Raw genomic sequence first — 24,770 nt, 5'->3', positions numbered from 1 at the left:
CTTATGTCAGTCAACAAAAATCCCAGAAGTCACATTTCGAATCACATTTCGATAGTAAGTAACTACTGGGACTTCGTATTATATTAAATTTTTATCAATCTGACAAAATCAGCATTCTTTCCTCAATCAAATGATTGAAGTCTGATTTCATTTTTTCAGGTATATAAGATTCGTCACAAATCTTTTTCATTTTGTCCTTATTTTTAACTACCAAACTTATCATCTTCTCCGCTGATATCCGACTTAAACCACATACATCAGCAAATATAAGGAAATCTTTTCTTCTCACATTTCTCTTTTTCCCATTCATCGGTATCGCCAATTGCTCTGTATCCTCAGGCATGATAACATTTACCGGCAGCAGATCATAGGCTGGTGAGAGAACATAATCTCCGCTTCCCACCTCTGTTTCAATAAGCGAAAAATTCTTCAAATGCATATCGGAATTGCCAGTCACGAAAGAAAATACAATTCTCATATAGAATTCTGCCATATCCAGACCTACACGACTTGAATATTTTTCTATGATCTTTGCGCATCGCTCGTATGAACCTTTATATTTGTCCTGTGTAAGACGATAGTCCAACTGACAGAAATCTTCCATTGCAAGCATTTCAACAGTTGTTTTCTCGAATATCCTATCCACTCTTTTAGTAATATATGCCATCTGCCCATTTCCTTTGATCAACGCATGCGGCACCGTTGAAATTCCTATCATATCAGCCATAGACATCACAAGTTGCTCCGCTTCAGGCATCGCTTTAAACTGATCAACCTGAGGTTTAAGTATATATCCTGTTGGGTAGTTTACCAATGTAAGTCTTGGATTACCTGGTTCAGAAAGCAGGTGTAACGACAGTTTCTTCTGCACACCCGGGACCGTATAACCCTTGTTTATACTTTCCTCTGCAAGAACTTTTAGTTTCTGATCATCTATATCTATATCTGGCAGCTTAGTCGTCGTAAAAAATCTCTTCACACAAGCTTTATGCCAACCTGTTCCGTCGTCATTTTTCAAAGTTTTTCCACAGCACAAACAATTCATACGCGATCCTCCATGACACTTACATTGCCTATCGCATCGCGGCATGCAACAAGCAGCAATCCAAACCTGTCCCTTACATCTATTTTCCAGTTTCTGCTGACAACATCAAGCAGCCAGCCCTCGGGGATTAGTCCATCAAAAAAAGAAAATAAAGTCTTGGATCGATACATGTCCTTCGACAATGGCATGGTAAGTGATACAGCACTGGCATTTTCTCTCTCAAGATATTCTTCATCGTAAGAAAATGTATATCCCTCGTCGGTCTCACATAAAATTCCCGCAAATTCATTTCTTATATATACATAAGCCGTTCTAAAAGTATTATCCACCATCAATCATCCTTTCTCCCTGGAACCGCCTCCATGCCGAACATTGCAAGAGCTTCATTGACCTTGTCCATACGCACAGTTTCTTTCCCCTGTTCAAGTTCACGGACAAATCTGAGTCCAAGGCCTGATCTTATTGCAAATTCTTCCTGTGTAAGACCCGCTTCTTTTCTGTTAGTCTTTATAAATTCAGCTATCTTATTCATCGTTATTACCTCTTATACGTGATTCTTCTTATACGCTATTCTCCTTATATATTACACCCGATAAGGTATAATTTCAATCAAATATAATATTTTTTATACCATAACGGGTATAAAAAATATTATACAAAGCAAAACTACACCCGATGGGGTATAATAGCCGCAATAAGCAACAAACTTATACCCTATCGGGTGCAGTAAAACTACTTTATGAGAACCGGCTGTATCTGCCTTCCCTCAAGAGCCTCCTCTATGGTGGCTGGGATGAGATCAAGTCTGCTTATGAGTGAATTGGGTTTTTTCACACAGTTATCCTGTTCAAATGGAACAAAATAAATATTTTTCATATTCATGAGCTGGCCGATGTTCTTGAAGTTCATACCCATGGCATCATTTGTCGAAACAGATATGATGAGTGGCTTATTGTTCCTCAGATGTGCCTTTGCAGCCATGAGAACCGCGGTGTCAGTTATGCCATTTGTCAGCTTGGCGATGGTGTTTCCGGTACAAGGTGCTATGACCAGCGCATCAAGATAGGCCTTGGGACCTATAGGCTCAGCCTCCTGTATAGTGTAAATACCCTTTCGCCCTGCTATCGTCTCAACGTCATTTACGAATTTGTCAGCTTTTCCAAATCTTGTGTCGTACTCTGCGGAGTGAGGCGAGAATATCGGATACACATTTATTCCCATCTCAACCATTTTCTTTATTTCTATCTTAATCTTATCAAAGGTACAAAATGAACCGGTTATAGCCATACCTACATTGCACTTTGATAAATCCATGTTATATACACTCCTATTTATTAAGCGTCAGTTCATACAAATCCATTTCAGCGGTGAGCCGACACTGCCTCTACCACTGCATCGGCAAGAATCATCCCCGAGGTCTTTGGAGACAGCTTACCCGGGATTCCCAGGCTGTGTTTATAAGGAATATCATGTTCCTTGCAATAATCAAAATCCACCCCTCCCGGCATAGATGCTATATCTATTACAACCGCATGTCTGCTGAGCAGAGACAGGATATCTTCACATACAACTCTCGCAGGTACTGTATTGAAGCAAAAATCCACTTCTGACAGTATATGCCTATATATCGGAATATCCTCAAATGACATAACCTTGTAGCCTATGAGCGCCGCATCACTCCTCTGCTTTGGACGTCTTGCCATAACTATTACATCTGCTCCCCAGGATGCAAGCCTTTCGGCAAGAACCCTGGCACATTTGCCAAATCCCGTCACCAGACATACGCTTCCGTCTATATTAATATCAGACAGCTCCTCCGCATCGCAGACTGCCCCCTCCGCGGTTGCAACTGCATTTCTCTCGGCCACAACATCATCTGCAAGAAAATCAAATACATAAGGACTATTTTCGTTTGTATCAGACATATATTTGCCTATCCCGCCTCCAAACACAATGTCAAATTCCTTGCTGCATTCCAGAATGCTGTTCACGGTGAGAAGGGTTCTGCCGTTGACAAATTCACCATCCCTCGTAACAGGCACAGGAAGAATGATAGCTTTCAGCATTTCTACAGATGGAGACGCACATTCGCCCTCTATCAGTCTGCGAAAGCCCACTCCTGAAGCCCCCGAAATAATGGTGACCGGCGAATGTCTCAGCAGATCGGCATCATATGGATCGAAATGAAACACATTACTGCCTTTCTCCGCCAGACTGAGAGACATATAGCAGCTTCTCCTGTCACCGCCTACCACGTAGTATACACAATCCATATCCATACCTCAGTGCACCGCCCTTATATTATTGATAATTTAGGATATGCCTGTGCCAGGCAAATGTTACATTGCAGCACGATATAAAACTTTTATTATCTCATCCTTAAATGTCACATCTGCTATCTCCTCGGACACAATAACATTCTCAACATCTATAAGTTCATCGTCCAGGTACACTTCAAGCGAACCGGCCACAGCGCCTTTATGCACAGGTGCCTTTAATGTATCCGCGACTTTGTATACATACTGTATACTACCTTCAGATGCTGTCACAGTCCTGTTCAGCCTGCATTTTGTCGCTGTGCTTCCATCTGCCGACGAGCCCGATGAATATGTTATCCTGATGTCAGGCGAAGCAGGCGCCTTAAGCTCCGTGTATATGGTGTGTTCCTGCGCAAATGCCACAAGTGCCCTGGAATCTTTCCATTTATAAGTCTTATTATTCGGCCATCCGCAGCCAAGGAGAGCCCATATATATGTATGTCCCTCAACCTCCGCAGCTCCTATATAGCAATATCCAGCATCGCAGGTAAAGCCGGTCTTTCCTGACAATGCGCATGGCATCATATCGAGAAATGCATTGTGATTAATGCATGCAAATGTTCTATTTCCGGTATTATCAGTGAATGTGTATGATTTTGTTCGGGTAATCTTCAGAAATTCATCCTTTTGGGGTGAAATAAGAATACAATACCTCATGATCCTGACAAGATCCTCCGCAGAGGTGCCATGGACGCCATTTTCGTCCTGGGCATCCAGACCATTTGGCGTGATAAAATATGTAGAATGGCAGCCTATCTCCTCAGCCTTTGCGTTCATCATCTCCGCAAAGTGCTGTACACTGCCACCGATATGTTCCGCTATGACTACAGCGGCGTCGTTGTAGCTCTCGAGCATCATGGCGTACAACATGTCTTCAAGTGTGTACTTCTCGCCGTCACGAACCCCAAGTCTGACCTCAGGCATCTTGGATGCATAGGATGAAGCTGTCACATCATCCGCCAGATTCCCGCACTCGATTGCAAGTATACATGTAAGTATCTTGGTCGTGCTGGCGTTGGGTCTGTGCTCATCACTACATTTGTCATATAGTATATCTCCAGTCTCCCCATCCAGCAGAATCGCATTTCTGGCAAATAGCTGTACATCCGCTGTATTGTCTTCCTCAGCATACGCTTTTATAAATATATTGTTACCAACGAGAAACTGTATTACCAGACTTGCTGCAGTCCAGGCTGCAACAAGCAACATAAACCGCCTTATGCGTGATCTTTTTCCTGTAGAAAACATATGCATATACCGTCATATCCTCATAATATTGGTCATGATATTATATTACAGGAACATGTCTGTTATTCTTCGGATGTCGTATCTACACTGAGCGTGAAATCTGCTTCCTCCAGCGCTTCTTTCTTGAAGTCCTCTATCTTATCAGGGCTTATCATCGGAAGATCATTTGTCGATGACACTCCAAAGCATCTGAGGAATTCCTCTGTTGTTCCAAACATGATAGGTCGTCCAGGAGCATCAAGTCTTCCAACCTCTTGCACGAGATTGTACTCTATGAGCTTGTTTATGGCATGTACACATGAAACTCCTCTTATAGCCTCGATCTCGGGCCTTGTTATCGGCTGTTTGTATGCAATTATAGACAAAGTCTCAAGAACAACGTCCGTGAGGGAAAGCTTCTTCGGTGTATTGACAACCTTGGCGAGAATTCCATAGTATTCGTTGCGCGTACAGAGCTGAAGCGAACCGTCAAGATCTATGATCCTGATACCCCTGTCGCTGTTGTTGTAATTATATATGATACCCTCAAGCTGCTTTGTAAGCTTCCTCTTGTCCATCTCAAGAGCTGAGGCAAGTCTGTCGATCGATACAGACTCACCCACTGAGAAAAGTATAGCCTCGATGGCGGATGTGAGATAATCGTCACTGTACTCCTTGTCCGTCCTGGCCTCCTCATTCTCTTCTGAAGGGGTATTTACTTCATCTATTTCCTCATTCTGTAAATCTTCGTTATTCATCGTTACCTCATCTCTATATAGTATCCAGAGAATCAATGATTATCTCTCCGAATATATCTTCCTGTCTGATCGCTATTGCGCCTATCTTCATAAGCTCAAGTATGGCAAGGAATGTGACTATGATATTCATCTTTGATGCCTGCATCTCAAGCAGTGTCCTGAAGTTTATGCCCTCCAGTCCTCTGACTTCTTCTCTTACCTCCGCCATCTTCTCCTCAAGGGAAATCTCCTCCCTCTCGATCTCTTTGAATTTGCTTCGTATCGGATCTACCTTGTCGACCTGCTTACGCATAACCGATTTGAATATCTCATTGAGCTTCTGGAGATCCACATCAGCCTTGGAGATCAACTCATAAGGATCGACCTCCTGCTTGACATTCTTCACCTCAGCCGGTATGGTCGCCTTCTTGAAAAATGCCTTGTTTCCCTCAATCTCCAGATCCTTCAGTTCACCGGCAGCATACTTGTACATCTTGTACTCAAGCAGTCGTCTGACGAGCTCTTCTCTAGGATCCTCTTCATCCTCAGGATCCTCCTCATCCTTCGGCAGGAGCATCTTGGACTTGATCTTGATCAGAGTCGCCGCCATGACCAGAAATTCGCTCATGACGTCAAGATCTTCTTCCTCCATGTTGTTCACATATTCCAGATACTGCTCTGTGATAGTGACGATCGGAATATCGTATATATTGACTTTGTTTTTCTCTATCAAATGCAAAAGAAGATCCAGTGGGCCCTCAAATACATTAAGCTTTACATCTATCGCAGACATATGTACGTCTCCATCCTGAATTGATAACCACCATAATGTTCCATGCCCGGACAATCAAATGTCTAAGGCATCCACCAGAACACCTTAGACATTTTAACATAGCCTGCCATAAATATGCAATCTTATATTATTATGCACACCATTCCGCCATTTCCGTCATTTACGATCTTCTCCATGGTATTCTGAAGCTTCTGCTGACTCTCCGCACCTATCTTGCTGACCTTGTTGTTAAGTCCATCGTCAACGAGTTGTTCTATGGTCTTGCCAAATATATTAACTCCCCACATATCTCCATTATTGCTGTTGTCAGATATGTATGTGACAAGATCATCCGCCTGCTCCTTGCTTCCCACAAGAGGCATGATCTCGGTGGTGATATTCGCCTTGATCATATGTACCGATGGCGCGCTTGCCGATATCTTCACTCCAAATTTTCCTCCGGTCTTTATAACCTCAGGACTTCCGAGCTGGACATTCGACTTATCCGGCATAACGAGGCCATAACCTCCATTGTTCACCTGCTCAAGCGCTCCCATGACACTCACACAATACTTACGATTATCTGCCATGGATTTGAGCTCAGTGATAAAATCGTACTCGTTTGTTATATCTGCGCCCATCATATCTGACAGCATTGCGTAATAATAATTATCGTAGATATCGACGTCTATATTCACACATCCATCCGCCATATTTATGCTGGAACACTTATACCTCTTGACATATTCGTTCTCAGGGTAGTCCATATGATCGATATCCCTCAGGCTGTCTGCAGCCGCCATTATCTGGGCTGCATCACATATAACGCTGCTCTTGATCTCATTGTCATCATCGACAACCTCAAGCCATTTCGGTATCTCAAAATATATAGATGTGACAGGGAAGCTCATAAGAAGTTCTGTAAAAATATATGTAATATCCGATTCTCTGAGCTGCTCCACGTTTACTGGAATAACACTTGCACCATATGTATCGCTCATTTCTGCCGAGAGCGCGGCCGTCTGACTGCTGGATGGTTTGTCGGTGTTGAGAAGAATGACAAATGGCTTCCCAATGGTCTTCAGCTCATCAACAGTCTTCTGCTCAGCTTCAAGATAGCTCTCCCTCGGAAGCTCACCAAAGCTGCCATCCGTGGTCACAACAATCCCAACAGTTGAATGGTTATTTATAACCTTGTTTGTGCCTATCTCCGCCGCCTTGGAAAACGGAATGTCATAGTCAAACCACGGCGTTCTCACCATTCTCTCCTTGCCATCCTCAAACTGACCCTCGGCATCCTTGACGACATATCCCACGCAATCGATCATCTTTACCTTCATATCCAGATTGTCAGCAACATTGATTGATACAGCTTCCTTTGGTATAAATTTCGGCTCAGTCGTCATTATGGTCTTTCCTGATGCCGACTGCGGCAGTTCATCCTGTGCAAGCTGCCTGTCATTTTCCCCTGAAATGTTAGGAATAACCATCTGGTTCATAAATCTTTTTATGAATGTTGATTTTCCTGTTCTCACCGGACCGACTACGCCGATGTATATTTCTCCGTTTGTTCTCGCCTTGATATCCTGATATACCTGATACTCCTCCATACATCCTCCTGACATGCTATTTATTTACATAATTATATTACTGTAAACACAATAGATCTACGGTCATTTTCTATATATAGCATATGAATGTAACTGCTGTTTTATGAACAAAAAAATCCCCCAGAATACCACCATATAAGGTGATATTCCCGGGGGACATGTCACAGCTTTGTATTACTTGCTGCTCTGATTATCTTTTCTCTTTTTAGATGCCACAATAACACCGCATCCGGCAAGACTTATTAAGAGCACAACTGCTATTGGTACAACAGGAGCTCTGTCACCAGTATCCGGCTTGTTCTTGTCCTCTGTTGTTATTTCAGTAGTCTCAGTTGTCTGTGTTGTCTCGGTTGTCTCTGTGGTTTCGGTTGTCTCTGTGGTTTCCGTAGTCTCGGTCGTTGTTGTCTTCTTATCAACCATTGTGATAGTCACTACAATATCCTCACCGGCTGCAACCTTATCATCAGATACTGTAAATTCAATATCCTTTGCAAGGTCATAGCCAGATGGAGCCTTGACCTCTATGAGTGTGTAAGTCTTACCGATCACAAGTACCTTGTTTACCTCATGTACACTGCCATCTGTTACCCACTCATCAATCATTTTTCCATTAGCATCTTCAATTCTGAGTGTTGCACCCTTCACAGGGTTACCGTCCTCATCCACCTTCTCAAAGCTGTATTTTACTGAAGGCTCAAGCCATGTGATATTTCCATTATCATCAACTCGGGCTGTAACTTTACCAGTGTCAGTATTGAAACCACCGTCAAATGAATCAACTGTGATCTTTCCGTTCTCATCTTTCTTGAACTTGATTGATATTGGCTGTTCAGATACATAGTATCCATCCGGCGCCTGTATCTCTCTGATCGTATACTCTGTGCCGATCAAAATACCGTCAAACTTGAGAACTCCGTTGCTGTCTGTTGTAGCCTTAGCGACAAGCTCTTCCTCACCATTCTCGTTCTCCTTGTAGAGTCCGTATACTGAATTTGGAAGCTTAATGCCATTGTTCTCCTCTGCAACCTTCTCTATCTTGAGATCTGTTCTAGGAAGATCATTTATCAGTGTGTTATCCTGAACACCATTTAACACTGCATAAGTGTCAATGTTTGCCTCTGTTACCTCTGCTGTGTAGACTGTGTTATCGATAATATAATCTCCGATAGTCTTACTCTCTTTTACAAGATACGTACCAATCTTAAGATTCTTGAATGTCACAACACCATTTACACTTGTTGCTGTCATTACAGAATTCTCACACTCTGTATCTGTACCCTCATAGAGCGCAAACTCTACACCATCAAGCATTTTTACATCATCAGGGTCTTCAGCACATGACTCCTTATAAAGTCCAGCCTTAGTGAACTTGACAGTGCCAAGCTTGTAGGTATCAACGAACTCTACATCGGCTGTATTTCCACCAATAAGTGTTATTCCGGATGCCTCTGTTCCTTCACCGTCTATTCCATCCACAGTATAGCTGACTGTTACCGCTGCTCCATCATATGCATATGATGTTTCCTCAACTGTATATGTACCATCCGGCACATTTACAAGAGTTATCTCATACTTGCCATTTCCGAGCTTTGCCACCTCAGGGTCTGTAAGCTTTATGAGCTTACTATAGCCTGCATTGTTTGTAACATTGAACGTTACATTTGCCGCTGCATCATCTGCTGTAATATCTCCATTTATGGTCTTGGTAAGTTTTATAACATTTGGCTTGTATGTGTTTGTTATGTCATATCCAGTAACAGATGCCTTGTATCCCGAAACAGCATTCTCTGATACAGAATACTTGACCATGGTTCCATTATCTCTGTACTTTGGTAAATCCGTAAAGCTGTAATTCCAGTCAGTATCTGCTGTAACCACGAGGCTCTTTATACCAATACCATCTGCAAGAAGCTTAACTGTTATCGAATCTGGTCTCTGACCATCGTGATCATCGTCATCAACCCACGTCTTAGTGCCTGATACATTGATTGTCTCAGGTGTGTGCTGATTGTCAACCACATATCCATCAGCTGCATTTCCTGTTATGACTGTTGTGTAACCATCTATAGTTGTAGTCTCCTCAACTGTGTAGTCGATGGTCTGTCCATTTTTCTTCTCGTCAAGAGCGTTCCATGTATGTGTCCAGTTATTTGCCTCGCTGAGTGTTACCCCAGAGCCAGCTACAACCTGTCCATCAGCCAGAAGACGAACCATTACGCTAGGTGTTCTCTTGCCGTCCTGGTTATCGTTATCACTCCACTTCTTTGTAACTGATACACTTGTCTTTCCCGGTGTGTAACTGTTCGTGATATTATAACCTGTAACCACACCTGTATATTCTGGTACATCAACCTCAGATACAGAATACTTGATCTGAATTCCACCATCTCTATACTTTGGAAGATTTGTAAAACTATACTCCCAGTTTTCTGCCTCGGTTACCGTCTTTGTAGCATATACACTGCCATCTGCAAGAAGGTTTACCTTGATATTTCCAGGTCTCTTGCCGTCCTGATTGTCCGCATCATCCCATGTCTTGCTGCCGCTCACTGATGTCGTCTCTGGTGTATAGCTGTTCTTTATTGTGAATCCTGTCTCAGCATCGCCTGTGACTGTGGTTGTATATCCATCAATTGCGGTTATCTCTCTTACACTGTAGACGATATTCACACCACTCTTCTTGACATCAAGTCCTGCCCATGTATATGTCCAGTTGTTGTCAGCACTGAGAGTTGTTTCTGATCCAACGACAGGAGTTCCATCAGCAAGAAGTTCAACCTTTACTGAACTCTCTCTCTTGCCGTCCTGATTGTCGGCATCATCCCAAGCCTTTGTAACTGATACACTTGTCTTTCCTGGTGTGTAACTGTTCGTGATATCATATCCATTTACAAGTGTCTGATAATCCTCAACAGCATTTTCTGTGATACTATATGTGATCTCGTTGCCACCTGCGTACTTTGGAAGATCTGTAAAGCTGTACTTCCAGCCGTTCGCAGCTGTAACTTCCTTATCATCCACCTTCACTCCGTTTGCAAGAAGATTTACTGTGATCTTTCCTGGTCTCTTACCATCCTGATCATTTGCATCATTCCATATCTTCTTACCACTTATTGAAGTTGTCTCTGGTGTGTAGCTGTTCTTGATGATATAACCGGTCTTCGCAGATCCTGTGATAACTGTTGCATATCCTTCAACCGATGTAATCTCTTCAACAGTATATTCAATAGGTGATCCATTCTTGTTGATATCAAGATCACTCCATGTATGACTCCAGTTGTTGGCATCACTGAGATCCACCTCAGAATCTGCAACTACGTTTCCGTCGGCAAGAAGTCTTACTTTTATATTTCTAGCTCTCTTGCCATCCTGGTTATCAGCATCATCCCAGGCCTTTGTAACTGATACACTGGTCTTTCCAGGTGTATAACTGTTCGTGATATCATATCCATTGACAAGTGTCTGATAATCATCAACAGCATCCTCTGTGATGGTGTACGTGATTTTATTGCCATTTTTGTACTTTGGAAGATCCGTAAAATTGTACTTCCAACCATCTGCCTCAGTTACTTCCTTCGTAGCATATATGTCTCCATCTGCAAGAAGATTTACCGTAATCTTTCCTGGTCTCTTGCCATCCTGATCGTTTGCATCGTTCCAGGTCTTTGTTACTTCTATATTGATCGTTTCAGGCGTATGACTATTGGTAAATGTATATCCGTTTTCTGCGTCTCCTGTTACAGCTGTAGTGTATTCGGAAACAGCATCCTCAGTTACTTCGTATGTTATCTCTGATCCATCTGCATATTTAGGAAGGTCTGTGAAACTAAACTTCCAGTCATTTGCTGCTGTGACTTCAAGACTCTTGATCTTTGTTCCGTTTGCAATCAGGTTGACTGTGATACTTGGAGGTCTGATACCATCCTGATTCTCGCCATCGTCCCAGATCTTAACACCCTTTACCGATGTCGTCTCTGGTGTGTAGCTGTTCGTAACTGTGTATCCTGTTGTCATATCTCCGGTTATCACTGGAGTATATCCTTCAGTAATATCTGTTTCTTCTACAGTGTAAGCTATCGGAGCTCCATCCTTGTTCACATCAAGATCTGTCCATGTATATGTCCAGTTGTTATCTGCTTTTAATATAGTCTCTGAGCCATCTACTGCTATTCCGTTCGCAAGCAGCTGAACCGTTACACTCGTAGGTCTCTTTCTGTCCTGGTTGTTTGCATCATCCCAGCTCTTTGTGACTGATACACTTGTCTTTGCCGGTGTATATGTGTTTGTAATGTTATATCCGTCTATTACGGTTGCATAATCACCGACCGCATCCTCTGTGATTGTATAAATGATCTTGTTGCCACCGCTATACTTTGGAAGATCTTTGAAACTATACTTCCAGTCTTCCTCTGCTGTAACAGTCTTTGTCTTGTATAACTGACCATCCGCAAGAAGATTTACAGTGATGCTCTCAGGTCTCTTTCTATCCTGATTGTTAGCATCATCCCATGTCTTTGCACCAGCTATATCAATGGTCTCTGGTGTGTAGCTGTTTGTTATGACAAATCCTGTCTTGGCATCACCCGTGACCTTCTTCGTATATCCGGTCACTGTGGTGGTCTCATCTACTGTATAAGCTATAGCCGTACCGTTCTTATAAACTGCAAGATCTTTCCATGTATACGTCCAGTTGTTATCTGCTTTAAGAGTTACCTCTGAGCCAGCGACCTCTGATTCATCAGCATACAGTTTAACCTTGATTTCTGTTGCTCTCTTACCATCCTGATTTCCAGCATCGTTCCAGATCTTTGTAACCTTAACATCTGTAACCTCTAGAACATGTGTGTTTGTAATATCATATCCATTTGGAACTGCCGTATACCCCTCTACGCTGTCTTCTGTGATGGTATACTTTATCTCCTGTCCATCGCTGTACTTTGGAAGATCTGTAAAACTGTACTTCCAATTTTCTAACTTTGTCACTGTTTTTGTTGCGGTCTCAGTTCCATTTGCAAGAAGTCTGACTGTGATTTTATCAGGTCTCTTGCCATCCTGGTTATTATTATCATCCCAGGTCTTGGTTCCCTCGATATCAATAGTCTCAGGTTTATGACTATTAGTCACTACAAAACCTGTCTTGGCATCGCCTGTGACTTTGGCGCTATATCCATCGATAATGCTAGTCTCTTTAACAGTGTATGTTATGTTCTTTCCGCCGGACTTCTGTGGAAGGTCATTCCATGTATGTTTCCACTGATTGTCAGCACTCAGTGTAACCTCAGAGTTCGTGACATCGATACCGTTTGCCACAAGCTTAACCTTTACGCTTGTAGCTCTCTTGCCATCCTGGTTATCAGCATCATTCCACTCCTTGAGTACTGAGATGCTTGTCTTTCCAGGTGTATAACTGTTGGTAATATCATATCCATTGATATCAGTATTGTAATTCTCAACCGTATCCTCAGTGATGGTGTACTTTATCTCATTACCACCTCTGTACTTTGGAAGATCTGCAAATTTGTACTTCCAGCCCTTTGCTGCAGTTACACTCTCTGAGTTAATCTCACTGCCATCAGCATAGAGTCTGACTGTGATAGCATCTTTTCTCTTACCATCCTGATTATCATTGTCATCCCAGGTCTTGGTTCCCTCAATGTCAATTGTCTCAGGTGTATGAGTGTTTTTGATGGTAAAACCGCTCTCTATACTGCCGGTTATCTGAGTATTATAGCCAGTTACCTTTGCCTCTGATACAGTGTATGCGATCGCTTTGCCTGCCGCATCATACTTAGGAAGATTCTCAAAGCTGTATGCCCAATTTCCTGCTGCATCAGGTGTAACCGTTTTCCTGTCAACTTCCGTATCACCATTCTTAACAATAACAGTTATGTTATTCGGTCTCAGACCATCCTGATTGTCATTGTCATCCCATACCTTGGTTCCGCTTATATTGACGTATGCAGTATAGGTATTGGTAATGGTCACAAGTGATGTAGCATCTGAAGATATCTCTACAGTGGCATCTGTATCATTTTTTGAAGCACCTACAGCATATGTAACTGTGTTCTTATATCCGTCAAATGCAGCATTCGTCTCTGTTATTGTATATGTTCCGTATGGAGCATTCTTTACAACGTAGCTTCCAGCGGTGAACTGATCATATGTAACTGATGTTGGTCCATTATATCCATCTGGACCTGCGATTGTGAATGTGATCTGTCTCTTCTGTGCATCTGTGAGCTTTGTATCATCAAGGTCCCCACTAAACAGCTTGGCGATCTGTATCTTTCCAACTTTCAGTGTGTTGGTAAGCTCTGCAGCCGTAACCACTCCATTCTCATCTTTTGTGAGTTCAAGCTTTCCTGTATAGCCATTCACATCATTCTCGACAACTGTGTAGTTAATCAGATTGCCAGCGGCATCCTTCTTATCAAGATCTGTAAATGTTCCACTCCAGTTATTTGAATCATTGAGTGTAAGTGTCTTGTCAACGATCTTTGTTATATTGCCCGCCGCATCCTCTGTGGCAAGTGTAACTTTGATGTTCTTTGGTCTTGCTGACAGAATGTTGTCGCTGTCATCCCACTTCTTGGTTACAGGAATATCGATCGTCTCATTTGTCACCTTTGTGTTGGTGTTCGTGATGGTGATCGTTCCGGTTGCTGTTCCATTATTACTTATTGTGACCTGGTAATCAGCATTATCAAAATCCTCTTCTGCAAAGTAGTAGAGGTATTTGCCATTTGCATCAGCTACTTTAAGCTCTATCTCATCGCTTGTCCACTTATTTGCACTATTTAAGGTAATTGTCTTTACAACAGGATCTGTATTCTTGTCGTAACTTGATGGATTAGTTGATGCATAGATCTTAACTGTTATACTGTCAACCGGAATATCCTTCAGTGTTCCACCTGCGGCATCCTTCCATACCTTTTTAACAGTTATCTTTCTGTTCTCAGGAGTGTTATCTACTGGCAGTGTATAATCCTGTGAACCTTTGCTGTCAAGGACTATGTCTGAGATAGAATCAGTTGTCACCTCAGCAGGTTTCGGTCCTGTCAGGCTGGATGAGATATTGTTCTCATATATGTATATAGGATCTGTGAGCTTCTCATAACCCTCAGGTGCTTCCACCTCTATAAGCTTGTAATAGTAATTATAATACAAACTTGATAATGTAAGTCTTCCCTGTTCGTTAGTTACTCTTTCCTCATCGCTTCCAGGTACCATGAGATTCCAGTTAGTGTCTGCACTGTTGTTTGGATCACCATATCTGTAAAGCTCAAACTTCGCACCAGCAAGCTTGATTCCTGTCATTATAGAGTCAGTTTTTATTATCGAAAGATTAAACTGCTCTGTATCAGTTCCCATTGATGAATCCTGATCATTGATGTTCGTGTCCGTCGATGACGAATCTGCCGAACTTGTAGATCCAAGAATACCAACGCTGTTCTTAACATCCGCTGTAAGCTTACCTGTATATACAAGAGTATATGTATACTTCAGGATAAACTTTGTCTCATCCGGCATGGTGAGTGTCAGTGTAGACATCTTAGCTGCCGTATCATCTGCATATGTATAGCTGTATTTGTCCGCCGGAACTTCAGCGCCTGTATCTGCGTACAGAAGCTTAAGCGAACCATCCTTGATAAATACTCTCTTTACTGCATCCGCATTGCTGTAGTCATACTTGTCAACTACAGTTATGGATCCTGTATTGCCAAGAGCCTCACCCTTCTCATTGATATACACAGTATATTCAATACTGTTGGTGTCATTATCATAGTTTCCTGCAGTTTTGGTAATATTCGGTCCAGTCACAGTAACCTTTGCGCTGTCATCCTTGGTCTTAGTTGAACCGTCGGTTCTGACAACTGTTGCCGAACAATTGTTGGTGAATTCCACGTCACTGCCACCAACAACGGATGATATATCCTTTGTGACCTTGACTGCATAGTACATAACGACCTTGGCATTAATGCTATAAAATTTAAGTGAGCTAATATCAAAGCTGATATGGTTATTCGAGACTGTATAATTCTTAATAAAATTAGACGCACCTATGTCAGGATTGTTCTTGCTGTTCTCATAGCCATAATATGTCACAAAATAAATACCCTGTATATTACCTGCCGTTTCACCTTTTCCACCTGGCAGCATACTGCTATTTAAATACGTAGTGTCAAGAACCGTCCCTTCAGGTAATGTATCTGTAAAGGAAAGTCTGTCTCCATCTCCATACGCAAAGTCACCGTTGAGAACTACCTTATATACGAACACATTGTTGGCCTTGTCATATCCGACAATACTCTCCTTCTCGTCAGCGCCATTGGTATAGCTGTACTTCTCTACTATAGAACCCTGGGGTATTCCAGATACAGGATGTGAATCCTGTGATGTCTTGGATGAACCATCAATAGTAAGAGTACCCTTATTGACTGCCGTATACTTGCTGTCAGACTTTACTGTCGTATTATATGTGATAACATAATCTATCGGGTTCTCCTCTGTACCTGTTATATCTCTGAGGAATTCTATTGTATATCCCATTATGTAGTTGTCAGATGATGCTGGAACATCTGCAACGCTGTCAACAGTTGCAAACTTTGGCCCCCATACATTTGAGAAGTCAGCGTATGTTACCTTTACCTTGTAGTCAACTTCCTCTGTGAGGCCAGCTATTGTAAGTCCGTTTATCTGATCTGCCGTAAAGTAATGCTTTGGAAGTGCTCCATTATCATATGTTACAGAGTCAGTATATGTATCATTCGCATTGAGCTTGTCAACGCCAGATATTGTAGACTTCCATGCAAGGGTATATGTATCATCGTTCTCCGTCTCTGATACGAATTCCTTCTTTATTGAATCACCGGCCACCTCTACAGTCGCCTTGGCGCTGTCCGTAACTCCGTTCTTCTCTATTGTCGCTACATTCTTATAAACATCAGTCAGCTTATCAAGCTTGGATGAATCTGTTGTGTAGATGAACACGATCTTGGATTTGTTCTCTGTCACCTCAACCCTTGAAGTTCCATCCGTCAAATAAAGTTTACCATTCTCTTCCACAAAGCTTGCAGGAAGATTGATAGTGGTTGACACAGCTGTGTCATTTATGGATACACTGCACGTCTTTTCGTCTGTGAGCTCTGCTCCGTTCTTTGTGAGTATATCCGATACTGACATTCCTGTCAGATTCTTCTTCTTATCCGCATTCACGGTTACTGTCCATGTTATGGTTGACTTGTCACCTGACAGTGAACCGGTCTTACTTATGGATGCTGTAGACTTGCCGGCATTGTACCATGTACTGCTGTCGTTATCAGTATGCTCGTCATGTGAATCATCTGACACGTCTACACCATTCTTATTGTGTACATTTATGATTCCGATGTCATCGGCAATATCTGAGACAACAACTTCGTATGTGATCTCATACTGTGAATTAGCGTCAAGCTTCGGAAGATTTCCCTTTATAACTGTGTCACCGTTTCCTATGGTTCCTGTCGCAGGAGTCACATATCCATTTGATGTGACATCTGTGTACTGACCATTGCTGTCCTTGAGCTTGCATGTAACATTCTGTACTGTTCTCTTGGCATCAGATCCAAGTTTTGAGTCAAGTTCATTTGCAAGAATATCATCGAGTGTAATATCACCATCGCTTCCATACTCAGAACTTACTATAACCTTGTACTTGTAAACTATCTTGTGATCGTCAGGATAATTGCTCACACCATCTGAGGATTTTGTAACCTTGAGATCTGTGGCACCGTCCTTCACATATTTGTAGCCCTTGTTGGTCTGATCCTTATCATCAACCTTTGAATTCTTAGCCTCCGCGATATTGCTCTGGTTCAGATTGATCACGTCCTGAGAAAGATCATCGACTTTACTCTTTACTGTATAGGTTATCTTATATGACTCCTTTGCACCGAGTGCAGGAAGAGTTCCTTCTATAGTAGAGGTACTACTGTTATATGTGAGTGACGAGCTGCAGTCTGTGTTGTCAGACTTGATCACCTTTATATCTGTAACTTCAGGTGTGACACCTGCTATGTCGTTGGCTATAACATCACTAAAGTTCAGATCCTCACTGGCACTTCCATGATTGGATGAAACTTCTACGGTATAGTCAAAGTATACATATCCATCCTTAGGATCTGTAACTCTACCCTCGGATGCGGTCTTCTTCACATCCACATCAGGCTTGAAATCCACATCCACAGTCACAATCACAGTGCTTGTGAATTTGTTCTCGACCTGGTTTTTCTCATTGTACTTTGTGAGATCCATATCGATCCACGCCTTGAAGAAAGCCTTGAGCTGGGCTCCCCCCTTGAGTGCTGTATGATCGATAGTCGCAGTAAGGACTCCGTTCACAACTGAATACGAACCGATCTTGTTACCACTTCCATCAGTTATATCCTTATTCAGAATATCGGAATTAAACTTTATGGTATCCGGCATCGTATAAGTAAATGTTGCATCTTCACCAGACTCCAATATGCTATTAACAACATCTTCCGGGAACACTATATCCATAGACATCTGGATATCTACACCGGCTTTTGTAGGATCATTTGGATCTACAGGAAGCGGCGTTGTGGACGGTCTGGAACTGCTACCATATATATTACCTGCTTTATCAGCAATCGTAGCTCCAGTAATATAATCTTCAAGATTTCCGGTTACTGCTGCACTCGACAGCATTGCTATCGAATCAGTAGCCGTGGCGTATGCGTCTCCTCCTCTCGTCTCGGCCGCATTTGACCAACTATAATTAGAAGGCGAAATCAACGTAGTTATCATAACTACCGCCAGCAGCAGTGCTATAAGCTTTTTCGTAGTTTTTGCCATTGTAATACCTCTTTTCTAATTATTTTTCGAATTACAAACTTGCTTTAAATTTATCATAACACATGGTAATTGTAAACAGTTTGTGAACAAAAAGAACAGTTTTCTGTTGCTTTTTTGTTCACATTTACTTTATCGTTTAATTATTAGGTGATTTTGTACTACTATTCTTCGGCAGCATAATCTATCGAAATATATCAAACATATAAAATATAATCGATTACAATTCACTCTTTCTGTCTCTGTTGAGAAGCTCTGTGAGAGCCTCTTTTGCCGTCATGCCATTAAATAATACGTTATTGACTGCTTCAACGATAGGCATCTCAACCCCATGCTCCCTGGCAAGTGCCAGTGTTGCCTTGGCAGAATAAACACCCTCAACAACCATCTTGACCTCCGCCATAGCCTCCTCATAGGTCTTCCCCTGACCGATGAGATAACCGGCATTCCTGTTACGGCTGTGCTTGGATGTACATGTAACTATAAGATCTCCCATTCCTGAAAGTCCTGACAGCGTCTTGACATCTGCGCCCATGGCAAGTCCAAGTCTCATGATCTCCGCCATTCCTCTGGTCATAAGAGCAGCCTTCGTGTTGTCGCCAAGTCCAAGTCCATCTGATATTCCGGCTGCCAGAGCTATTACATTTTTCACTGAACCACCCAGCTCAATACCAGTCACATCAGTGCTTGTATATACCCTGAAATAATCGTTCATAAATGCGTTCTGGATCGTCTTTGCAATCTCTATATCACGGGCACCGGCAACTACCGTTGTAGGTATTTCGCGGCCTACTTCCTCTGCATGTGACGGACCCGAAAGGACAGCCACCTTAGCCTGTGGAATTTCTTCCTCAATGATCTCCACGAGAGCCTTGAGTGTGGACTCTTCTATTCCCTTGCTGACATTCACGATAAGCTGTCCGTCGCTCACCTTGTCAGCGATGCTCTTTGCTGTGCTTCTGACAAACGGAGAAGGCACTGCGCACACTATCATCTTCTGACCGATAACAGCCTTTGACGCATCTGTTGTATATTCAATACTGTTGTTAAGTATAACGCCCGGAAGTCTGTCTCTCTGCTCATGAAATTCCTTGAGCATGGCAACCTCTCTCTCATCTATAGACCACACTATAACCTCGTGTCCATTTCCTGCCAGCAGATTAGCAAGTGCAGAACCCCATCCACCTGCTCCGAGAACACCTATTTTCATCGTAAAATACCTCCAAAATATTTATATTTCTTTTTTCAATCCTTGAATCACTTTTTCTATTTTAACTTTTTTTCATCATTTAATCCAGTCCATAGTGACAATACATGGATGTTTTTGCAATTTTTTACTGTATTTTTAGATTTTTGTCCAGTTATGTAAACTCACATTATTCTATTCAACGGTTTTTAATACACTTTTCACTGCGTATAAATATCACATAACCATAATCTCAGTTTTATGTATACTCATTATGTTATCTGATTTTATTTTATCCAGACATCTATAAAACGTTGCTCACTACAAAAAAACCCCCTCCTTCCTGGTTTATCCAGTAAGTAGGGGATTCAATAACTCTCTATTCGCTTCCGCTTTCCATCAAGCCTTCTTAGAACCAAACGACAACTTATTCTCCGTTCCCGCTATCAGTCTCTTGATATTCTGCCAATGTCTTATCACGGCCATTCCGGCTATGATTCCCGCCATGATTATTCCTTCGATCATTTTGGCATTCGATGTGAAATTATAATCTCCATGAATTGCAAATACTGTGTATAATATGAAGAATCCGATCATGATCGTAAGTGATCCAACCGATACATATCTTGTTATCACAACACTTATAACGAACGCTGCAAGGAGTATCACTACCAATCTCCAGTCCCACAGACCTACTATCATTCCGCCGCTGGCAGCAATTCCCTTGCCGCCCTTGAACTGCATATAGAATGGGAAGTTATGACCAAGCACAACTCCAAGTCCTGTATACAGTACGAACATGTATGCATCACCTATACCTAACTGGCCAAGTATGATATGTGTCAGTGAGCAGGCGATTATTCCTTTGAGGAAATCCCCCAGGAAAACTATCAGTCCAGCTTTCTTTCCAAGAACTCTCAGTGCATTTGTCGTTCCCGCATTTCCACTTCCATACTTTCTTATATCAACACCTTTTATCCTGCCGTAAATATACGCTGTCTGAATGAGTCCTACTCCATAGCCCCCAACCAGACATATAGCTCTAATCAACATCTCCATGACTACTTCTCTTTCCTCTCCCTGATTATGAATTTTAGAGGTGTACCTCTGAATCCAAAGGATTCTCTTATCCTGTTCTCTATATAACGTGTATATGAGAAATGCATAAGCTCCTTGTCATTTACAAATATGACAAATGTAGGAGGTTTTACTGACACCTGGGTAATATAATAGAGCTTAAGTCTCTTACCCTTATCTGATGGTGGCTGCTGCATAGCAACCGCCTCACTCATAATCTCATTCAGAACACCAGTAGCTATGCGGAGTGAATGATTCTCTATAACAGCATCTATGGTCTCGAACAGCTTTGGAAGTCTCTGTCCGGTCTGGGCTGATATGAAGAGCAGTTCCGCATACGGCATGTATGAAAGCTTGTTTCTGATCTCCTCTGTAAACTTATATATGGTCTTGTCATTCTTCTCGATGGCATCCCATTTGTTCACAGCTATTATCATTCCCTTGCCACGATCATGTGCGATTCCCGCGATCTTGGCATCCTGATCGGTTATTCCCTCCGTTGCGTCTATTACGAGGACTGCAACATTACATCTCTCAACCGCTGATACTGTTCTTATGATACTGTATCTCTCTATATCCTCTTTAATCTTGCTCTTTCGTCTGAGTCCCGCTGTGTCTATGAATACATATTCTCTGCCATTTCTGACGATCTCTGTATCCACGGCATCTCTTGTGGTTCCGGCTATATCTGATACAATAACCCTGTCCTCACCGAGAAGCTTATTAATTATAGAAGATTTTCCTACGTTTGGCTTTCCTATGATGGCGATTCTAGGTCTCTCATCCTCCGTGTCATCCTTTGCAGACTCATTGAAGTGTGATACCACCTCATCGAGCATATCTCCTATTCCAAGTCTGGATGAACCTGATATAGGATGTGGATCTCCAAGTCCAAGATTATAGAACTCATACACATCCGGCATGAACTTTTCAAAGCTGTCTACCTTGTTGACAACGAGAACTATAGGTTTCTTGGATCTTCTGAGCATATCGGCAACCTTGACATCATCATCAACCATTCCCTGTCTGACATCCGTCATGAACAGGATGACGTCCGCTGTCTCTATGGCTATCTCTGCCTGTTCTCTCATGCTCTTAAGTATAATATTGTCTGACTCCGGCTCAATTCCTCCTGTGTCTATCAGAGTGAAATTGTAATCCAGCCAGTTGATATCAGCATAAATTCTGTCTCGCGTAACTCCCGGTGTATCCTGAACTATGGATATCTTTTCTCCGGCAAGCACATTGAACAGAGTTGATTTACCTACATTGGGTCTGCCCACTATGGCAACTATAGGTTTACTCATTCTATCTTCCTCCATATATAATTAATTACATATCATCGCCAATTACTGCATGAATAAAATCAGCACCACTTGATTCTACAATACAAACATCGACTTGTAAAGCATCTGTGAGCTCTGCAAGCGTCACATCATCAAGGAATTTTGGCTCATCCGCCATAAGAGTATTGGAAGGCAGTATAAGACGCTGCCCAAGAGGTTTTCCTGTGAGCTGCTTTCTTATATCTCCACCCGTAAGCAATCCTGTCACGGTTATTCTGTGTCCAAAAAAATCATTAATGATCTTATACAGATGCACCTTCACATTAGGAAACTTCTCAGGGATCCTGTTAGCAAGGAGCTTTATGGAATCATATACGAGCACTCCAGTAACCATGGACACCTCATACTCTCTGTCATCGCCCTCTACGCAGCTCCACTCTTCATCAAACTCATCCATGAGCAGTCTCACCATGCCCACACCATTTTCAAGCTGGATAAAGCCATCATACCTGTCAGCCTCAGGGAAATCCCTGCCAGCATTTATATACCATTCATCACTTGCCTGGACAAAATGTGTGCCATGCTTTTCAAATGCCTTTTTCTGAAAATGTTCTATTATATCAATAACCTCGCAGGCGTCCTCTCTGTTGAACGGTTCAAGATGGAACAAGCCATCTCTGTAATCTGACAAACCGACAGGAACCACGGACAAGCTCTCCATAACAGGAACAAACTCCATAAGATCAGAGATCGTACGCCACAATTCCTCCCCATCATTTATCCCCTTGCACAGAACTATCTGTCCATTCATAGGAATACCAGCTTCATAAAATTTCCTTATATAGTCAAGTATGGCACCAGCAAATCTGTTGTTCAGCATACTGCAGCGCAGCTTGGGATTGGTAGTGTGCACCGATATATTTATCGGAGCAAGGTGATAATTGATTATTCTGTCAATATCCTTTTCCTTCATATTAGTAAGGGTAATATAATTTCCCTGAAGAAATGACAGTCTGGAATCATCGTCCTTGAAATATATAGTGTCTCTCATACCTTTCGGGTTCTGATCGATAAAGCAGAATATGCACTTGTTATAGCAAGACTTGTAATTATCCATCAGGGAATTTTCAAAAACAATCCCTAGATCCTCGTCATAATCCTTATCTATCTCCAGAAGCCACTCCTCGCCGTCAGACTTCCTCACGAGAAGTTCTATATATTCGTCATTTATGAGATACTGATAGTCAAATATATCCTCTATAGGATGGTCATTGACCGCCAGAATATTATCTCCCGGTTCGATCTCCATCTCCTGGGCTATACTTCCCTCAAGTATTTCCTTTACAATATGTTCCATAATTTCCTCTTTTATATTAATTATCTACGGATCAAAAGCTGCAGCAAATGAATAACGCCCTATCATTCAGGGAGCATGATTACCGCCGCAAGATTACCCCGCAGGCCTTTGCTCGCCCTGTGTGAAAAAAGCCATTCGCTGTTACAGCATGTACATATATTTGTCACGTCAATATTCTCAGGTTTTACACCTGAATCAACAAGATTGTAATAGTTGGCCTTGTGGAGATCAAGCAGATATTTGCCATTACCCTTGCTAAATACGATCTGAGCCGCCTCTGCTTCCGTATATGCCGCCATAAAGCGTTCAGCTACATCTTCACTCACCTCATAGCAATTCTTGCATATAGAAGGTCCTATGGCGCAAATGAGATTCTCTGGAGATGTTCCATATTCAGACTTCAATCTGTTTATCATATGTCCGCTTATCTTGCTGACGGTTCCCTTCCACCCGGAGTGATTCGCCGCAACAACCTTTTTCACCGGATCATAGAACAATACAGGGACACAGTCCGCATAAAATGTCATAAGTGGTATTCCCGGAACATCCGTCATAAGTCCATCGATCTCCAGAATATCCGACTCTCTGATTATTCCCTTTCCGGCATCCTTCTCTGTAACTTTATATATGTCTGTCTTATGCACCTGATCTGAGAACACAAGCTTTTCGTGATCATACCCCACTGCAGTGGCAAATCTGCGGTGATTCTCCATTACCAGATCCGCATCATCGCCTCTGTGGAAGCTCAGGTTCATGGAACCCAGATATCCCTCACTCCCCCCGCCGATCCTGGTGGAGAATGCATTTACAACTCCGGCTCTGTCCAATTTGTCAAATGATATATAATCCACGCCATCCACCGTGTGGACATGTGTTGAATTGTCTTTCCTAATATACTTTATATCCATATCCGCCATCCTATCAATATCCCGAATACTCAAATGCATTTTCTATATGATGTATATCCTCACCAAGTATGGTTATCACATCAAATCTAACCGGGGTGTCCATTCCATATCCATATTTGTTCAGGAAGAATAATGCAGTCCTACATATCTGTCTCTGCTTGCGCACATCGACAGCCTCCTCCGGCAAGCCCTTATGTACTCCGGACCTATACTTCACCTCGATAAACACTATATATCCATCGTGTTTTGCCACTATATCTATCTCACCGCTGGCCACCCTGAAATTCCTGCACAGGATCTCATAGCCCCTGCCAGCCAGATGATCAGCAGCTAAAGCTTCCTTTTCATTACCGGTTGCTCTGCTGTTATACATCATTTCACCTTTCCATGAAT

Annotated in this window: 16 protein-coding genes; all 16 read right to left on the bottom strand. The window is 42.3% G+C overall.

The window, feature by feature from the left end; genetic code table 11:
* Positions 1 to 94 precede the first annotated feature (94 nt).
* Positions 95 to 1,045, bottom strand: coding sequence for a HipA domain-containing protein (locus DWX57_RS03055; RefSeq protein ID WP_118016545.1), 951 nt, complete (start codon positions 1,043 to 1,045; stop codon positions 95 to 97).
* Positions 1,042 to 1,377, bottom strand: coding sequence for a HipA N-terminal domain-containing protein (locus tag DWX57_RS03050; protein WP_082418041.1), 336 nt, complete (start codon positions 1,375 to 1,377; stop codon positions 1,042 to 1,044). The genes DWX57_RS03055 and DWX57_RS03050 overlap by 4 nt, the downstream gene beginning before the upstream one ends.
* Positions 1,377 to 1,577, bottom strand: coding sequence for a type II toxin-antitoxin system Y4mF family antitoxin (locus DWX57_RS03045; RefSeq protein ID WP_015534972.1), 201 nt, complete (start codon positions 1,575 to 1,577; stop codon positions 1,377 to 1,379). Before DWX57_RS03045 ends, DWX57_RS03050 begins: the two co-directional genes overlap by 1 nt.
* Positions 1,578 to 1,777: 200 nt before the next feature.
* Positions 1,778 to 2,359 carry a dipicolinate synthase subunit B gene (locus DWX57_RS03040; RefSeq protein WP_118757737.1) on the bottom strand — a complete coding sequence of 194 codons (582 nt, stop codon included), beginning with the start codon at positions 2,357 to 2,359 and terminating at the stop codon, positions 1,778 to 1,780.
* 47 nt (positions 2,360 to 2,406) lie between these two features.
* Positions 2,407 to 3,318, bottom strand: coding sequence for a dipicolinate synthase subunit DpsA (locus tag DWX57_RS03035; protein WP_165852751.1), 912 nt, complete (start codon positions 3,316 to 3,318; stop codon positions 2,407 to 2,409).
* 66 nt (positions 3,319 to 3,384) lie between these two features.
* Positions 3,385 to 4,572 (bottom strand): D-alanyl-D-alanine carboxypeptidase family protein, encoded by a 1,188-nt coding sequence (locus DWX57_RS03030; protein WP_055144391.1) that lies wholly within the window; start codon positions 4,570 to 4,572, stop codon positions 3,385 to 3,387.
* A gap of 101 nt (positions 4,573 to 4,673) precedes the next feature.
* A complete protein-coding gene (gene scpB / locus DWX57_RS03025) occupies positions 4,674 to 5,348 on the bottom strand; it encodes an SMC-Scp complex subunit ScpB (RefSeq protein WP_015534975.1) in 675 nt (224 codons plus the stop codon).
* 13 nt (positions 5,349 to 5,361) lie between these two features.
* Entirely contained in the window at positions 5,362 to 6,120 is a 759-nt protein-coding gene (locus tag DWX57_RS03020) for a segregation and condensation protein A (protein WP_022216424.1), read from the bottom strand.
* Positions 6,121 to 6,242: 122 nt separating this feature from the next.
* Complete coding sequence (gene spoIVA, locus DWX57_RS03015; RefSeq protein ID WP_120123015.1) at positions 6,243 to 7,709, bottom strand: stage IV sporulation protein A; 1,467 nt, start codon at positions 7,707 to 7,709, stop codon at positions 6,243 to 6,245.
* Positions 7,710 to 7,883: 174 nt separating this feature from the next.
* Positions 7,884 to 18,566, bottom strand: coding sequence for a Cna B-type domain-containing protein (locus DWX57_RS14520; RefSeq protein WP_120123014.1), 10,683 nt, complete (start codon positions 18,564 to 18,566; stop codon positions 7,884 to 7,886).
* Positions 18,567 to 18,783: 217 nt separating this feature from the next.
* The gene (locus DWX57_RS03005; RefSeq protein WP_117548926.1) at positions 18,784 to 19,773 is read right to left on the bottom strand and encodes an NAD(P)H-dependent glycerol-3-phosphate dehydrogenase; all 990 of its coding nucleotides are present in this window, start codon (positions 19,771 to 19,773) and stop codon (positions 18,784 to 18,786) included.
* 375 nt (positions 19,774 to 20,148) lie between these two features.
* Positions 20,149 to 20,808 (bottom strand): glycerol-3-phosphate 1-O-acyltransferase PlsY, encoded by a 660-nt coding sequence (gene plsY / locus DWX57_RS03000; protein ID WP_118757734.1) that lies wholly within the window; start codon positions 20,806 to 20,808, stop codon positions 20,149 to 20,151.
* Positions 20,809 to 20,810: 2 nt separating this feature from the next.
* On the bottom strand, positions 20,811 to 22,133 hold the full coding sequence (gene der, locus DWX57_RS02995) for a ribosome biogenesis GTPase Der (protein WP_119999576.1): 1,323 nt from the start codon (positions 22,131 to 22,133) through the stop codon (positions 20,811 to 20,813).
* Between the two features lie 25 nt (positions 22,134 to 22,158).
* Positions 22,159 to 23,469 carry a DUF512 domain-containing protein gene (locus DWX57_RS02990; protein ID WP_117548924.1) on the bottom strand — a complete coding sequence of 437 codons (1,311 nt, stop codon included), beginning with the start codon at positions 23,467 to 23,469 and terminating at the stop codon, positions 22,159 to 22,161.
* Between the two features lie 62 nt (positions 23,470 to 23,531).
* The gene (pgeF, locus tag DWX57_RS02985) at positions 23,532 to 24,377 is read right to left on the bottom strand and encodes a peptidoglycan editing factor PgeF (RefSeq protein WP_165852750.1); all 846 of its coding nucleotides are present in this window, start codon (positions 24,375 to 24,377) and stop codon (positions 23,532 to 23,534) included.
* A 13-nt stretch (positions 24,378 to 24,390) separates the two neighbouring features.
* Positions 24,391 to 24,750 (bottom strand): YraN family protein, encoded by a 360-nt coding sequence (locus DWX57_RS02980; protein ID WP_015534983.1) that lies wholly within the window; start codon positions 24,748 to 24,750, stop codon positions 24,391 to 24,393.
* Between the last annotated feature and the right edge of the window lie 20 nt (positions 24,751 to 24,770).

This window comes from Coprococcus sp. AF19-8AC (assembly GCF_003603115.1).
GTDB classification, from domain to species: Bacteria; Bacillota; Clostridia; order Lachnospirales; family Lachnospiraceae; genus Coprococcus; species Coprococcus aceti.
The sequence above is the reverse complement of the archived record's forward strand: the minus strand, read 5'-3'. Positions and strand labels throughout refer to the sequence as shown.

Excerpts from the sequence above, each read along its gene's own strand:
- DWX57_RS03040 (WP_118757737.1), bottom strand. The coding sequence starts at position 2,359 with ATGGATTTATCAAAGTGCAATGTAGGTATGGCTATAACCGGTTCATTT.
- DWX57_RS03045 (WP_015534972.1), bottom strand. The coding sequence starts at position 1,577 with ATGAATAAGATAGCTGAATTTATAAAGACTAACAGAAAAGAAGCGGGT.
- pgeF (WP_165852750.1), bottom strand. The coding sequence starts at position 24,377 with ATGGATATAAAGTATATTAGGAAAGACAATTCAACACATGTCCACACG.
- der (WP_119999576.1), bottom strand. The coding sequence starts at position 22,133 with ATGAGTAAACCTATAGTTGCCATAGTGGGCAGACCCAATGTAGGTAAA.
- DWX57_RS03005 (WP_117548926.1), bottom strand. The coding sequence starts at position 19,773 with ATGAAAATAGGTGTTCTCGGAGCAGGTGGATGGGGTTCTGCACTTGCT.
- DWX57_RS03020 (WP_022216424.1), bottom strand. The coding sequence starts at position 6,120 with ATGTCTGCGATAGATGTAAAGCTTAATGTATTTGAGGGCCCACTGGAT.
- DWX57_RS14520 (WP_120123014.1), bottom strand. The coding sequence starts at position 18,566 with ATGGCAAAAACTACGAAAAAGCTTATAGCACTGCTGCTGGCGGTAGTT.
- spoIVA (WP_120123015.1), bottom strand. The coding sequence starts at position 7,709 with ATGGAGGAGTATCAGGTATATCAGGATATCAAGGCGAGAACAAACGGA.
- DWX57_RS03050 (WP_082418041.1), bottom strand. The coding sequence starts at position 1,377 with ATGGTGGATAATACTTTTAGAACGGCTTATGTATATATAAGAAATGAA.
- DWX57_RS02980 (WP_015534983.1), bottom strand. The coding sequence starts at position 24,750 with ATGTATAACAGCAGAGCAACCGGTAATGAAAAGGAAGCTTTAGCTGCT.
- DWX57_RS02990 (WP_117548924.1), bottom strand. The coding sequence starts at position 23,469 with ATGGAACATATTGTAAAGGAAATACTTGAGGGAAGTATAGCCCAGGAG.
- DWX57_RS03030 (WP_055144391.1), bottom strand. The coding sequence starts at position 4,572 with ATGTTGCTTGTTGCAGCCTGGACTGCAGCAAGTCTGGTAATACAGTTT.
- plsY (WP_118757734.1), bottom strand. The coding sequence starts at position 20,808 with ATGGAGATGTTGATTAGAGCTATATGTCTGGTTGGGGGCTATGGAGTA.
- scpB (WP_015534975.1), bottom strand. The coding sequence starts at position 5,348 with ATGAATAACGAAGATTTACAGAATGAGGAAATAGATGAAGTAAATACC.
- DWX57_RS03055 (WP_118016545.1), bottom strand. The coding sequence starts at position 1,045 with ATGAATTGTTTGTGCTGTGGAAAAACTTTGAAAAATGACGACGGAACA.
- DWX57_RS03035 (WP_165852751.1), bottom strand. The coding sequence starts at position 3,318 with ATGGATTGTGTATACTACGTGGTAGGCGGTGACAGGAGAAGCTGCTAT.